Below are 15,597 nucleotides of genomic sequence, written 5' to 3'. Positions count from 1 at the left end.
ATATACCACATAACACTACTATCATCTCATTTTTAATATAGAAATATCCCTATTTCTATAAGTGGATATTTCTATATCCTTTTGCTTTTGTTATAGAAATAAAGGTATAGGAGAGAGCTTTGGATAAGTTACTGGAATAATATACATTACTGATTTGATTGCATATACCACATAACACTACTATCATCTCATTTTTAATATAGAAATATCCCTGTTTCTAAATAGGGATATTTCTATATTTATTAGTATATTTTAAAACAGGCAAATTCAATAACTACATTAAAAATAATCCTATTTCTAGGACTCTTTTTAATACTAATTTTAGCTTTAACTTACATTTTATCGATAATCATTTGTCTCTTATACCATTGTTTTAATTTGCTTCTCGCCGTACTAGAGAGACGCTTTGTTTTTTTATTATAGAATCTAGAAAGAGTGGGCTGTGATATACCTATCTCTATTGATAGTTCTCGCATAGTTATATTCTTCTTCATATGAATAAACTCTATTTTCTCCCTGATCAGTTGTTCATTTTCATTCGTATCTAATGGTTTTTCTACAATTTTTACTGGGTGACTTTCCTCATGTATTGTATCAATTGTTTTCTTTTTCGCTAAGTTTTCCATTGAACTAATTAATTCTTTGGGTGGCAATATTACTATTCCTAACTGTGAATAATAGTTTTTAAACCAATTCTTCTTTGTCAGTTTTTCTTCTTCTAAACCATTATGATATTCCCAATGAGAAATTACTTCTTCTTTTTCTAAATCACTAAGAACATTTTCTAATTGTTCGCGGATACGATTAGGTTTTTGTTTTTGGTTTATACCCATAACTGCTAACAAACCTTTATCTCCACCTATAGAATAAGGTCTTTGTAAGCTAGAAAACATTTGACGTATTCTCCATTGCCATGTCAAATATCGAATTAATCTTTTATGATATTTGTGTCTATAACTATTATATTCAAGTGCCTTTTTTGATAATAATGCGGTAGTACTATTAGATCCATATAGATATCCGGATAAGAAACTTCCCGGCTTGATTCGACACGATTCTATCCCCATGTATTCGTTTGTGTTTTTATCTCTCCATAGAACTACGGAATCTAATACAAATAGTCTTTTAATTACCTCGCGTTTTACTTCATAATGCTTACCTGTTTCAGCGCGATCATTTAATACGACTACTTCATTGTCATCATTTAGATATATAAAAATACTCGCTAGGGCCGCAATCCGCTTCGCAACTTTAATTTTATCTTCTACCCTATAATATTCGACACCATTTGCCTTAGCCTTTGAAATACTGCACATTTCTAAAACTTGTTCATATGAAAAATCAATAAATTCATCAGGCGATTTTGCTTCATTCAACCATTGAATCGTGATGGTATCTAAACAATCTGCAGTTAGATCATCCATATTACTCATTACACCATCTACTAATGTATTCCATCTTGCTGTCTCTTCAATATTCGTTAACTTTAGATCTTCATCTTTATGAGAGGAAAGCTGTGCCACTCCATTACTATCCTTTGTTTCAATAGGATAAGATTTTAACCGTGTGTTTTCATCTTCTTCAAATTGATTTTTAGCTATTCCATCTCTTAACTTATAATAGACCGCGGAGTTATTTACTTCTAAATAATTTTCATTCAATATGTTCGTATCTGATTCACTTGTTGCTGTATGCACTTTATTACTAACTGTCTGATTTTTACGAAACTCTTGTTCAATAAAGACACCTATTGTCTCATCGATGCTTAATCTGTAATCATCTATATTTCTATATATATCTAGAGGAGAAACACCTTTTCTTTGTTGTTGCTCTAGCCACTGTACAAGCATTGAAAATGACGGAGAAAGGTATTCTGAAGTCACAATTTTACTTTTGTCTGCTTCAACCTCAACATAATAGCAAACCCATTTATGCCACAATTGCTCATCTTGTTTATACAATTGTTCCGTTATTGATAGTGCATCTCTAAACAATTGTAGAACGTCTTCCATATAAATTCGGCTCCTTATATACATTTATTATTGATCTGAACTTGAAAATAATTAGCTATATGATGTTCCTTTTTATAAAACTAGAAACAAAGTCAGAAAATTCTATCCTTTCGTTCCGCTGTTAATATGTTAAGGGCTCTAGTTTGTATACTTTATAGCCCACTCTGTAACTGATTATACAAGACTGAATCGATTTGTAAAATCCAAATAGCAATTATATAAGTACTTATACAATAACCTATCTTTCATCCATTAGCTCTTTTTCTATTAGAGTAAGATTTAAAATATTAATGTTACTTCGAACACCCCAAATTCATCAAAATGAAAATTTATAGTCATATCATTCCCCTTTTAACCAAAACATGAAACAAAAATAACATTATGTAACTCTTTTTACTAACTCGAAATTTTTTTCTAAAAGTGCTTAAAGCTTGATATATAAGCTTTTCTATTACCGCTATACTATTAGTTATGAAAATTTATAGCTATATGATGTCCCTTTTGTTTTAGATGAAAACCACATAAACCCTCTCATATTAAGGCTTTACACGTTTCTAACTCTATTTTCATGTATTTATGCAACATGAAAATCCATAGCTGTATGATGTCCCCTTTTTTACCCAAACATGAAAACTCACCTAGCCACTTCATGTTCCTTTTGTAATCATAAAATTACAGATAAAACCCATTAACATCAATGTTTAAAGGGGTTCATCTGTTCAATTCACAATTATAAACATGAAAATCTATAGCCATATCATGTCCCTTTTGTTTTTAAAAAAATCGATATAACTGTTGATTTAATCATGTTTACAAGATTTTTTTGCTATTTCCCTTCTTTTCTACCAATATGAAAATCTATAGCCATATCATGTCCATAAAAAAAAAATCAAGAATCCTGAAACCCCTTGATACACAAGGGATTTCAGGGCGTTTCATCTTTTTATTTTTTCTCTTAAAGGGACGCGTTTCAGCAAATTTCGATTTGGTATAATCAAAATTGGTATATTTTATAGTGTTTTGACATTTATTTCTGAATTTATAGGTAGGAGGTGAAAAAGATGGGAAAATCATTTATTATTCGTAATCAACGTAGTCTAAGTGGACAATCTACAAATGCAGTTTTAGTAACACTGAAGTCTTGGCAAAAACTTGTTGAAACTTTCGAAGAGAAATACTACAGCTATAAAGATACATACCTTGAGGATATTGTTGATCATATGACATATGAGGAGCGTATTGCCGATGTGGATGGCTTCGTAGCACAGGCTAAACCATCTTTTTCACGTCGTACACTAGCTGCTATTTCTGAAACAATGGGAAGAAAGCATAAATTATATGGCATTACAAACGCAGATTTGGAAGTCTTCTTATATTTACACAAAAAATGTTACACGAATGGAGTCATTCCAAATGTAACAATACATATGATGTGGGAAGATTACAAACTATATAAAGAAGAATTTGCTTACATACAGCATTCTCAATTCTATATTGCATTAAAGAAATTAAGTATACATAACATTATTACGATTGAAAATGAATTAGATGGCCGATATACAATTAAATTAACTCATTTTATGAATGAAGAAACTGAAAAGGCCAATGCATATGTTTATATTAGCCCAGTGGTGTTTACGAAAGCTTTCTTTGAGTTATCAATTGCATCTAAGAAACTATTCTTAGATATTGCTATGCAACAGCACAGTGAAACTACACTAAAACGTTCCTTAGACAAACAAGATGAAAGAGGGAATAGAACTCATTTTGGTGGGATGTACCGCTTTTTACATAAAAAGTACCCACATCAAATACGTGCGGTTATAACAGAATTAACAACTGCATTACTATGTACAGGGACTCCACTATTCAAAATTTGTAAATTACAAAAAGGGGTTAAGAATAAAAAAAGATATACAACACTATATTTATCCTTACATACGGATTTCTTATGTACAAAAGAAATCGGAGAAGTACAGTATCGCGATCCATTCACACCAAAGCTTACTTATGCTCGTAAAGCTCGTTTTATCGAATCCGTACTACAAGAGATGAGTATTGGAGAGTTTACACAAGACATGAACAAATTTATTCATGTGCTTAAACATACATGCCATCGACAAATTCGAAGTGTAATTCATAGCTTACGTGACATGATAGATCGTAATGAAGAATATCCAAGCAAGTTAGTATATACACTGAAGAAATTATTAAATCAAACATCACAATATCAAATTCTTGATACAGCGGCTAAAGAGGGTATTTATCCTCTTATTACACAACATGTTCCAAAAGAACAAAAAGAACAGGCTGTATTTGATTTCGGATTGCATTTCTCTATGTACTCTCTTCGAAACATCAAAAAACTGTTCCGTAAAACGTATGAGTTACTAAACTACAAATTTGCTGTACCTGTTACAGAGGAATCGTATCACCGCAACTATCTAAAGTATCAAGAAGAAACGTTGTTTAGAAAGTACGCTTATGAACAAGGTACAAACCTAAACGCTTATATGGCTTTAGAAATAGAAATACGTGAACTCTTAAAGGCAAGAGGACATAAAGAGCGCTCTATTCCTAGTGATGTTCGGGAATTGTTCATTGAAAAGATAGATAAATTACCGAAAGAAAAGCTTCGCGTTATTGAAGTACCAGATAACTTTAATTTAATTACATTTATGTGTGCCTTTGAACAGTTAATACGCGCTGGTATCCCCGTAACAACAGCTGAGCAAGTACTGACAGCAATGAAACCGAATTAATCATAATCAGCTCTCTATTTTTGAAAAAATTCAAGATAGAGGGCTATTCGTGTTGATATGTTTATTTAAAAGAATTTTACTCATTCTTCACAATAAGTAACTTTACTCGATTCTATTCATAATAGAGTCTTTTTTTATGCAATCATATACAAAAGTAGTATAGTATCTATTTAAATTTCCACACATACTTTCATATAAACACGTTATGAGCTGTCTAAATACATTCAAATATCTACAATAAATCATAAGAAAAAAATTAAATTTCGTGGATAAGTAGATAAATAACATATAATGTGAATAATTTAGTTCCATTATTATTGATATAAATAGCTTATACGACTTCATCTATCAAAAATCATCAAGATTAATGTTAGTTATGTGCTAAATTTGGATACTGTTGATTAATTAAAACATAATGTGAATTTTTTGTGGGTAAATACAATAAGATTGTGGATATTCAGTGAATTCACATGAAATTTTACGATTGAATAAATATGTTTAACAATGTATTAATTTGTTTCATTTTTTATGTAGGAATACTACAATTCATTTATGATTAATTGTAGATTTCAGACCATAATATTTCCGATTTTCCCGTTGTAAGATTCTACTATTTATGATTTTTTACGCTATGAGATGTTAAAAGTCTACGTTACAGTAAGGATATACGTACATTTTTCAGTCCTATATAAGTTTTATCTTTATATTTTTAATATATATAAGATATATATTTATATTAGATTTTATTAACTACTCTTAAATTACATTGTTACTAAAATGACTGAAAAGATTAATTTACAATTTTTAATTTTACTTTCGAATCACTTAAAAAAATCATACATTGAGCTACTCACCACTTAACATCCTTACGGACTGTTTGAATTGGGAGATTCCTAAGGACAGAAACCGTTAGGTTTCTAATTCAGTAAGCTATCCCCGTAGTTCCTACGGTTAAGAGACGAATTGCTTCATTTCTAAGGTTGAGCATTGCGCTGCGTTCCGATCTCTATCATGATGTGTACCACAAGAAGGACAATCCCACTCACGAATGGTTAGATTTTTAACATCTTTGTTTTTGTAGTCACAATTGGAACATAATTGACTAGAAGCAAATGTTTTAGATACCACAACCACTTGTTTACCATACCACTTTGCTTTATATTCCAACATTGTTCAAAATTGTGACCAAGACATTTCACTAATCACTTTTGCAAGTTTTCTATTTTTGAGCATGCTACTGACTTGTAAGTCTTCCATACCAATGACATCGTGATTTTTGATGATTTCAGTAGAAAGCTTATGTAAGTAATCAGCTCTTGCATTTGTAATATGTTCATGGATTCGTGCAACTTTTACACGCTTGAGGAAGGAGTATTCTGTCAGAAAACGATAAACTACTCCAGAAGTGAAACAAACGGTTGCTATTTAACCATTCCGCTACCTTTATTTTGGGTATACCCCAACTTTGATTTTCCATGATGATACCCCGATCCGTGTAATTTATGTTTATTTTATACGAATATACGTTCTTTAGTGAAATTAATTACATATCCCAAAAGTCAGAAGACTTTGCGTTTGGTTTTACTTGACGAATAGCATTTAATATCTTTTTCATAACCGTTGGACTCGGTATGTATTCTTTATCGTTACAGGCTTTAGATACAGTAGGTCTGCTTAGTTTAGCGACCTTTTCTAAATCACTTTGATTATATCCATGTGAATCAATAAATTTACCTAGTTTTGTTCTTTGCTTCCCTCCGAATTTCCAAAACACCTCTACCACTCCTAAATTTCTTTTTTCATCATTGTGGACACAGACGTAAAAAAATATTCGCAGAGAAGAAAAAGTTTTTTACATATTGTCCAAGCCATCCACAATATTTTTTATCAAAGCAACTATCAAATTAGCTACCCAAATAACTAGCTTATCCACTATCAAAGTAGCTATCAAGTTAGCTATCAAAGTAACACTACCATGGTTTTGAGGTGATAAACCTATGTGTTATAAGCATTTAAAATTGTGTTTATAAAGGGGAGTTTTATATGTTAACTACATTTATTTCTTTAGGAGCTTTAGGAGCAACTATAATTGGTGGGGCGATATTAGAGAAGCATCTTGTTAAAAACGATCACGTTGCAGCAGCTAAGCTTGTAAGTGATGGAATGTATCACGGAATGAGAATAGGTGGAGTTTGTTTCATTGGTTATGTATTTGTACGAATTGTAATGATGTTTTAAGGAGGGAAGCACATGGGGATTGTAAAAGATTGGCTTCATAAACAAAGTTTGAAGAATCGACTTACAGAGGTATTTAGAAAAGCTGGTTTATATGTGGACCATCAAACGCGAGGTGGTAAAGTACCCATTTATCCAAAAATACATGACATTTCGTTCACACAAGAAAATATTCGATATATCTTTACCATTCCAAACGGTTTAGATCCGAAAACCATCGAAAAGAAATGGTTTTGCTTTCAACAAATATTAGGACGCAATGTAGCAATTGAAGGTGATATTAAACGGTTTGTACTAAATATATTTCATTCAGATGCGGGACTACAAGCATACAATTACAGTTATAAGAAGTGGCAGCCGCTATTGAAGAAACATCGTCTTCCTGTCGTAGTAGGTCGGGACCAATTTGGCAATATGATTGTGTATGACATGGTTGATTCAAATACACCACATTTATTAGTCGCAGGAGAAACAGGAAGCGGTAAAAGTAGCATGGTACGCGTTGTGCTTTCCACACTTATTCAATACATGTCTCCCGATAAGTTGCATTTGTACCTGGGCGACTTAAAAAACTCTGAATTTCACTTTTTACGAAGAGTAAAACACGTAAAAGATGTTTGCATGGAAGAAATTGAAATGAAGATAATGCTTCAGAAAGTGTGGAAGGAAATACGCGAACGTAGAAAGTTGATGGAAGAGTATGAAGTGGACCATATTGACGAATATAACAAATTGAATCCAGATAATCAGAAACCCTACATCTTACTTACTATCGATGAAGTAGTCATGCTGCAAGACGAAAAAGAGTGTATGTCTACAATTGAAAAGATATCGGCAGTCGGTAGGGCGCTCGGAGTCTTTCTCATGCTTTCTATGCAGCGCCCTGATGCAAAAGTATTAGACGGAAAGTTAAAGTTGAATATGACGGTAAGAATGGGTTTTAAATGTGATAGTACAATAAATAGTAATATCATAGGTACACCTGGTTCAGAACATTTAGAGCAATCAGGACAGATGATTCTAAAACTGAATGGATTAAAGAAAGTGCAAGCTCCATATTTAGAATTAAGCAAAGCTAAACAAATTGTTGAACCTTACCGCGTTCCAAAAGAGGATATGACGCTCCAAAATCCTCTACAAGAAGAAAATCAATTATTCGGGGTGTTAGACTATGATGAGTAGAGACAAAGCCATTTTGAAGGATTTGAAACGTTTTAGATGTATGTCCAGGGATGATATTATAGATTTACATTTTCAAGGATTAAAGAATGCAGTGACTTGTTGTAATACGGTAATGAAACGATTAAGAAGAGATGGTCATGTGGATGCCACCATCTCGCAGCAACCATACATTTATTTCCCTCAACCTAGCACACTTCGAAAGACTAGCCAAAAGATTCCCCACTTCCTCGGTGTTGTGGACGTATATAAACAGCTTATCCATTATGAAAAACCAAAACTATTCAAAGTTGAACCGAAATACGGTAAAGAATTTATGGAACCCGATGCATTTACAATCTGGCGTAGATCTCCATTCTTCATTGAGGTCCAGAAGTCAGTTTACAGTAAAAAAGTTATGCAAGATAAAATCAACAGGTATGAGCTATATTTTCATAGTCAGGAATGGCATAACGAATCGTGGCAGCCTAAAGGATCTAAATTTTTTCCATCAATCCTCATTATTACTGATAAGTATTATGATATTAACTCTTCTAACTTACGTATCTTTCAAGCTTCTTCAATTAGCAATTTCATAGAGAACCTTACTGTAAAAGAAGAATAAGAAGCTCTAATCGTGGCTTTTTGATTTGCAGGAATTTCTTTACCACCATTGAATACTCTCACGAGGAGGTGTCGTGACGCTATGACGGACGAAATTATTTATTCTGCTAGTGAAGTATACAAACGACTAGGAATAAGTGGTAGCAGCCTTAGAAAGTACATGGAAGTTTTGCAACGAGAGGGATTTGTTGTAAAGAAAGATAAGCGCGGCAGACGGCAATACTCAGAAGGCGACATTATAGTTATTGAGAGATTAGTTGAGCTTAGTAAGCATGACGGTATGACGCTAGAGAAGGCAGCGAAGATGATTGCGCAACAAATAGAAAAAGTTAATCCGAATCTGATTAAAGAAGAACCGGAGGGAACAAGCTTAATCCCATTCCATATTCAAGAACAGCTTCAGCAACAATACAGCGTTATAGCGCAAGAAATGAATCAAGGTATGTTGGAGATGGAAAAACGATTAGAAGCTCGAGATGAGACACTTATGAAAACACTACGTGAGATGCAGGAAGCTAAGAGCATGCAAGATTTTATACAGCTTTTCGGCTAATCCAGTAACAAACGAGTACCTTAAAAACCACGACAGGATAGGAATTTATAAAGAAATGAATAGAATCATAGAAAAGGAAAAGGCAGATCCCTACTCTTACAAGGAATCTGCCTTTTCCTTGCTACCGATAACGAGAATTATGTAAATAAGCTGTCCATACGGACAGCTTATTGTATGTTTTTGCTTAGCGTGGTTTTTTTCCAAAATGCTGGCGGTATCCAAATATTATTTAACATGGTAAAATAATATTTGGATGGGAGTCCAATACATATTATTAAAATTAAGATGGTTCAAGTCGGAGGAAGGCACCTTAGGGTGTCTTTTCTTTATGAAAAAATCCCTACACAATGTGCAGGGATTCAAGTACTGTGATGCTATATAAAACACAGAATTTTGGTTTGGATAGGACTTTAAAATCTTAGCTTGATAGCGATGTGACGGTACGGTGCCCTTACTAGCCAAATTTGATAGATCCAAATCTCTTAGAAACTATCGATTGCAGAAGGAAACAAGCCCACTGGGATGGTAGTAATTACTGTATTCGTTGCACCATCTATTACTGTAACATTATTAGAATTAGCATTAGTAACATAAATAAGATTTGGTGGAATAACCGCTACGGCTTGATTTGGTGTCATTCCAGCAGGAACGGTAGCAATTACTGTATTCGTTGCACCATCTATTACTGATACACTATTGGACCCAATGTTTGGAATATAAATACGATTTGTATTACTATTTATTGCTACCCCAGCTGGATTAACTCCAACAGTAACAGTAGCAATTACGGTATTCGTTGCACCATCTATTACTGTAACATTATCAGTAAGAGAATTAGCAACATAAATAAGATTTGTTGTTAGGTTTATATTTGCATCATCTGGAGCGGTTCCAACTGGGATAGTAGCAATCACTGTATTGGTTGTAGTATCTATTACTGATACATCATCAGAACCCGTATTAACAACATAAGCACGATTCGTTGTAGGATTTATTGGAACTATTTCACCACGTGGATTAGTTCCTACAGTAACAGTAGCAATCACTGTATTCGTTGCACCATCTATTACTGATACATTATTACCACCGGCATTAGTAACGTAAATTTGATTTGTTACACGATTTACTCCTACACCATTTGGTGAACTTCCAACTGGGATAGTAGCAATTACTGTATTGGTTAAACCATCTATTACTGATACATTATTAGAACTGCCACTACCATTAGCATTATAAACACGCTTTGTTACAGGGTTTGTTGCGATTCCTAGTGGGTTAATTCCAACCGTAATAGTAGCAATTACTGTATTACTTCCACCATCTATTACTGATACAGTATTAGAATCGGTATTAGTAACAAAAAGAGTGCCAACTGCTGCAGCTCCAGTCGATCCAGTTGGTCCAGTTAATCCAGTTGGTCCAGTTGGTCCTTTAGGTTCAAATTGAATAAGGACTGCCAAAATTCCTTTTAGGAGCTCTAGTAAATTTTGTCGAACGTTAATAGGTGCACATAATTGATTCACTAGTGCTCCAAATTGGTTTACTAATTTTTGTAATTCAATAATAAAAATAAGGGGTGAAAAAATCGGATAATTTAAAATGAAACTAGTATTGTTTAAAATCGCTGTAAGAGGGGCAGCATCTGTTTGATTAAGAAATCCAGATTGGACAATGGCTAATAATTGGTTCAATTGCAACTGTACAGCTGCTTTATTTTGTGGTGTAGGGGAGAGAAAGAGTGCTGGAAGAGTGGTCTGAGCTAATGATTGAAAAATAATTGATAACTGGGAAAGTTGACTGTCAGAGAGGACGATGCAAGGGGGGGATGAGGGGACACAAGTACAAAAAAAGGGCAAGCAATTTTTTTCACAATTTGACAAAGTATTATTCTCCTTTCTTAACTATTAATAATCTATATAACATATGCGAAAAAAGAATAAAAGTGAGGTAGTACAGTAAATTTTGTATACGGTTTAGATGTGAATTTTTCTATATAACGAGTTGTCTCAAATGAAAAAACAGTACTATGAAATGCTTAAAAGACAACGTGTTGAGTTGTTAGTCAAAGAAGGTGGTTCGATTTCAAGTATCCAGAGAGAATTTGAATTGGTGAAGCTTTCCCCTTATGAAAGTAATGAACGGGAAGAACTTCGTTTCTTACGAAGGGAGTACCAAATTGGAAAATGAGATACGACGTTTTCGAATATTACAAAAAATGTACGTTTCCTAATTGTTTTAGCTCGTTCTTTTACTTTTGATAAAAAAATATATAAAGTTGCTTGTTTTATATCGATTTCTGTTTAATGCATAGTAAGAAAGTGTATTTTTGCACTGTATTGAACATTTGCCAAGATTCTTAGTTTGTATAGCATTCGATTCAGCAAGTACAAAATATATGTAGAAATCAAAAGGATTTTTTATTCCATATTGTTCAAGAATCACCAATTATACATTTATAGGTTTACGATACGAGTAACCCCCTGTAGGGCTTAAGCATGCCTTTAGACATAGTATGAAAGTATCCTTTTACATAGAAAAAATCAACTTATATATTTCGTTAAACGATACCTCTATATTTTTCAAAACATAATATATAATGTAGTTCCATAATAATATTAATAAATGTAAATAGACCTACCATTACTATTCAGAATAATCAAAGGGGGGTAATTAATATAATCTCTATCAGTTTATGTATGATTGTTAAAAACGAAGAACATACACTGGAAAATTGCTTAACATCAATTAAAGGAATTCCAGATGAAATCATTATCATCGATACAGGTTCAACTGATCAAACAAAGAAGATTGCGAGAAAATGGACGCCACATGTGTATGATTTTGAATGGATTGATGATTTCTCTGCTGCCAGGAATGCATCTTTTCAATATGCAACGAAAGATTATATTCTGTGGTTAGATGCTGATGACATTGTTGAACATGATCAAGTAACTAAGCTCAAGCAACTGAAAGATTCACTTTCTGAAAATATTGATGCAATTTCCATGAAATATTTAATGTACGATAATGCTCAGAAAATCGTCATATCCTATACGACCCGTTTACGCTTAGTGAAACGAAACAAAGGGTTTAAGTGGAAAGGACTTGTCCATGAAGATTTATCCATTAATGGTTCTTATACATGCTTCAATTCTGATATAAGTATTACACATACAAAAACAAGCCCCACCCCATCGAACAACCGCAGAAATATAGAAATTTATGAACGACAACTAAAAAAAGGTTACAAATTTAATATATCTGATATGTATCACTATGCCCGAGAGTGCAAAGTACACAAGAAGTATGATATGGCCATTCAATATTTTGAAAAGTGTAAGAATCATCCTGAAATTTCATTAGAAAACAATATGTTTATTCATCATCAATTAGCTACTTGTTATGTAATGGTAAAACAACCTGAGAAAGAATTAGAACTCACGTTACAATCATTAGCTTTAGATGTTCCATATCCAGCCTTTAGTTGCCGTATGGGGGAACATTTTTTACGAAAAGGACATATCGAAGCCGCAATTTTTTGGTATAAAACTGCTTACACACAATCATTACCAGAACGGTACGCCTGGTCAGTCGCAGATCAAGCATATCATACATGGCTTCCTCATCAGCAATTAGCTCTTTGTTATCAAGCTCTTGGTGATCAAATAGAAGCCCAATTTCATGAGAAGCAGGCTAAAAACTATCAAAATGAGCAGAAAAAGAAAGTAGATCTATAAAATCAGTCTATCAAAAATCAAAATATTTTATTAACTAACTGTTTGAATTAATGTCCTAACTGAATAATCCTTTAGGAATCTATTACCCTGTTTTATTTATTATTTTTTTACGAGAACCTTATTGACTATTGCATGTAGTTTGCAAAATCCTTATCTATACCAAAAACAACACATATATAAGAGATATCTTTAAAAATTATATAGATTGGATGAATACTCATGACTAAAAAATTACATTTAGGTTGTGGAAGAAATATTTTAGAAGGATGGATTAATTTAGATATTATGCCCTTGGAAGGAGTAGATGTTATAGCTAATTTAAATGATTGTAAAAGCCAGCCTTTACCCTTTGATGATAATAGTATAGATGAATTTTTAGCTGTTCATTTATTAGAGCATATTCAACGGCCTTTAGATTTAATGGAGGAATTGCATCGTATTGCAAAACAAAATGCAATAATGGTTTGCCATGTTCCTTATGGATCCAGCGATGATGCGTTTGAAGACCCTACACATATTCGACAATTTTTTTTGAATTCTTTTACTTATTTTTCACAGCCTATTTATTGGAGAGCAGATTATGGATATCGAGGGGATTGGCTTATTGAAAAATTAATCTTAGTAATAGCTGCTGAAAAATATAAAGGAAAGACTGCTGAAGAAATATTGTATGATGTCCATAAATATAGAAATGTTGTCATTGAAATGATTGTAGAATTAAAAGCAATAAAACCGATAAGAGAAGCAAAACGTAAATTATTAACTAATTTCCCCATTGAAATCCAATTAACTTAAATAAATTCATAAAAGAAAAAGTAACTTCTTTTTATAGCTAAACAAATAGTTGTAATTCATCGGATATAGAAATAAACATACAAAAACCCCATCCTTTCCTATAATTCTACAGAAAGAATAGCATATTTTTTAGAGGTGATTTTGTTTTCTTAGCTTGATAGCTATGTGGTAAGAAGCTATTCCCATCAAACTAAAAAACAAGTGGTCCTGGTACAAAAATGTTCGTTAGAAACATAGAGCAGTAATTTTCTCTACATTTTTAGTTTATGAAACTAAACCAAATAATTTATGTATATAAAACGAGCACTTGTGCCAGAGTGCTCGTTTTAAAAACTTACGTCATTTATTATTATGTTTGTGAGTCATGAACCTATGAATGATTCGATAAGGTAAGTTTAAAATAGTTTATTTAGTTTTTTAATAAGTAAGTGCCTGTACGTGAAAGTAAAATATCACATTAATACCTTAAAAAGTATATTTCTGAGTGTTTTTGTTATTAGAAATGCTTTTTAGATTTTCTTCATTACATAGAACAGCTTATTCACCAAAGGTTTCTGGTGCAAAAAAATTAAAGTTCTTACAAGTAATCTCCTAAACTTGAACATACTGATACTATTACTCTAAAAAAGGTATGTGATCGGTATGAAAAAGGAAAATTTGTTCAAATGGAAGCACTATCAGCCTGATATTATCTTATTAACAGTAAGATGGTACCTACGGTACAACCTAAGTTTTCGTGATTTGGTGGAAATGATGGAGAAACGAGGTTTGTTCATTACTCACACTACCATTATGCGTTGGGTGCATCAATATGGACCTGAATTAAATGAAAGAGTACGATGTCATCTTAAGATAACAAATGATTCCTGGAGAGTCGATGAAACGTATGCGAAAGTTAAAGGTCAATGGATGTATTTATATCGTGCAGTCGATTCAGAAGGAAATACCATTGATTTTTATCTCAGTGAATCAAGAGATAAACAAGCAGCTCAGCGTTTTTTGAAGAAAGCTTTGGCTGCTTTTCATATTTGTAAACCTTGTGTTATAACAGTAGTATCGTGTAGCAATTCAAGAATTAAAAGAAGAGAAACGTATGCGTTCTATGTTAGGATTCAAGTCATATGAAACAGCCATTTCTATATTGAGTAGCGTTGAAACTATGCATATGATGAGAAAAGGACAACTTCAACTACAGGTGAAGTCTGCCAAAGTGAAGTTAGGTTCATACGTAAATTGTTTGGAATTGCATCATAATCTGCCATTGAGCAGTCTATGTAGGTTTCTATGTCTCTTTCAAGTGATTTTTGCACCAGAACCGGAAGAAGGGTTAACTAAAATATTACCTCATTCAATATTAAAGGAGGATCAAAGCTCTGCTGTGATAATTCGAGCTACTGATTTTATGAATAGTTCGCACCCTTATTTAGTATCTTCAAAACGGGCTCAGCGTGAAAACGATATAAAAATGCAAATGATAGGTGGACTGGGGTTATTTTAAAATATTTTACTTCTTAACAAAGTATCTTATTGTCTTTATATAAAAATAGTTAATTAATATAAAGTTACACGCCATCTTATTTTACATGCTTGGAAAAATTCTTCATTATATAAAGGTAAAAGTCTGATAAATCTACTTTATATCCATTAAATAATGGTTGTCTAGACTTAACAAGTGGTAGTGCTGTTCCAGTAATATGTTACTTTTATCATTTTAGCCAAGA

At 32.7% G+C, this 15,597-nt stretch carries 11 protein-coding genes and 2 pseudogenes; 9 read left to right on the top strand and 4 right to left on the bottom strand.

All coding sequences use genetic code 11. The features are described 5' to 3' along the window. Positions 1–332: 332 nt before the first annotated feature. Positions 333–2,012, bottom strand: coding sequence for a helix-turn-helix domain-containing protein (locus COI75_RS22310; protein ID WP_000390417.1), 1,680 nt, complete (start codon positions 2,010–2,012; stop codon positions 333–335). 1,061 nt (positions 2,013–3,073) lie between these two features. Here COI75_RS22310 and COI75_RS22300 point away from each other — a divergent pair. Continuing rightward, entirely contained in the window at positions 3,074–4,774 is a 1,701-nt protein-coding gene (locus COI75_RS22300) for a hypothetical protein (protein WP_098448650.1), read from the top strand. Positions 4,775–5,696: 922 nt separating this feature from the next. On the opposite strand, the pseudogene COI75_RS27150 reads toward COI75_RS22300, so the two are convergent. Both COI75_RS27150 and COI75_RS22285 read right to left on the bottom strand, forming a co-directional pair. Continuing rightward, positions 5,697–6,136, bottom strand: a pseudogene (locus COI75_RS27150) (RNA-guided endonuclease TnpB family protein); the annotation flags it as partial. A gap of 181 nt (positions 6,137–6,317) precedes the next feature. Beyond that, complete coding sequence (locus tag COI75_RS22285; RefSeq protein ID WP_000498617.1) at positions 6,318–6,548, bottom strand: helix-turn-helix domain-containing protein; 231 nt, start codon at positions 6,546–6,548, stop codon at positions 6,318–6,320. Positions 6,549–6,817: 269 nt separating this feature from the next. On the opposite strand from COI75_RS22285, the gene COI75_RS22280 reads away from it, so the two are divergent. The 4 genes from COI75_RS22280 to COI75_RS22265 all read left to right on the top strand — a co-directional run bounded on the left by COI75_RS22280 (position 6,818) and on the right by COI75_RS22265 (position 9,344). Continuing rightward, the gene (locus COI75_RS22280; RefSeq protein ID WP_098448648.1) at positions 6,818–7,012 is read left to right on the top strand and encodes a hypothetical protein; all 195 of its coding nucleotides are present in this window, start codon (positions 6,818–6,820) and stop codon (positions 7,010–7,012) included. A gap of 12 nt (positions 7,013–7,024) precedes the next feature. Then, entirely contained in the window at positions 7,025–8,191 is a 1,167-nt protein-coding gene (locus tag COI75_RS22275; protein WP_098448647.1) for an FtsK/SpoIIIE domain-containing protein, read from the top strand. Continuing rightward, positions 8,181–8,792: a replication-relaxation family protein gene (locus COI75_RS22270; RefSeq protein WP_098448646.1), complete on the top strand. Its 612-nt coding sequence runs from the start codon at positions 8,181–8,183 to the stop codon at positions 8,790–8,792. The genes COI75_RS22275 and COI75_RS22270 overlap by 11 nt, the downstream gene beginning before the upstream one ends. Positions 8,793–8,873: 81 nt before the next feature. Then, a complete protein-coding gene (locus COI75_RS22265) occupies positions 8,874–9,344 on the top strand; it encodes a MerR family transcriptional regulator (protein WP_098448645.1) in 471 nt (156 codons plus the stop codon). Between the two features lie 482 nt (positions 9,345–9,826). On the opposite strand, the gene COI75_RS22260 is transcribed toward COI75_RS22265, so the two are convergent. Beyond that, positions 9,827–11,200: a collagen-like repeat preface domain-containing protein gene (locus COI75_RS22260; RefSeq protein WP_255265693.1), complete on the bottom strand. Its 1,374-nt coding sequence runs from the start codon at positions 11,198–11,200 to the stop codon at positions 9,827–9,829. A 154-nt stretch (positions 11,201–11,354) separates the two neighbouring features. On the opposite strand from COI75_RS22260, the gene COI75_RS27015 reads away from it, so the two are divergent. From COI75_RS27015 to COI75_RS22245, 4 genes and pseudogenes are all read left to right on the top strand, one after another. Next, on the top strand, positions 11,355–11,531 hold the full coding sequence (locus tag COI75_RS27015) for a hypothetical protein (protein ID WP_000745351.1): 177 nt from the start codon (positions 11,355–11,357) through the stop codon (positions 11,529–11,531). Positions 11,532–12,040: 509 nt separating this feature from the next. Next, positions 12,041–13,081 carry a tetratricopeptide repeat-containing glycosyltransferase family 2 protein gene (locus COI75_RS22255; RefSeq protein WP_098448643.1) on the top strand — a complete coding sequence of 347 codons (1,041 nt, stop codon included), beginning with the start codon at positions 12,041–12,043 and terminating at the stop codon, positions 13,079–13,081. 219 nt (positions 13,082–13,300) lie between these two features. After that, positions 13,301–13,876: a class I SAM-dependent methyltransferase gene (locus COI75_RS22250; protein ID WP_098448642.1), complete on the top strand. Its 576-nt coding sequence runs from the start codon at positions 13,301–13,303 to the stop codon at positions 13,874–13,876. A 642-nt stretch (positions 13,877–14,518) separates the two neighbouring features. Then, a pseudogene (locus COI75_RS22245) lies at positions 14,519–15,130 on the top strand (IS6 family transposase). The last annotated feature ends 467 nt before the right edge of the window (positions 15,131–15,597 follow it).

The sequence above is a fragment of the Bacillus cereus genome (assembly GCF_002564555.1).
Lineage (GTDB): Bacteria > Bacillota > Bacilli > Bacillales > Bacillaceae_G > Bacillus_A > Bacillus_A cereus_K.
This window is presented reverse-complemented; position numbering and strand designations above follow the sequence as displayed.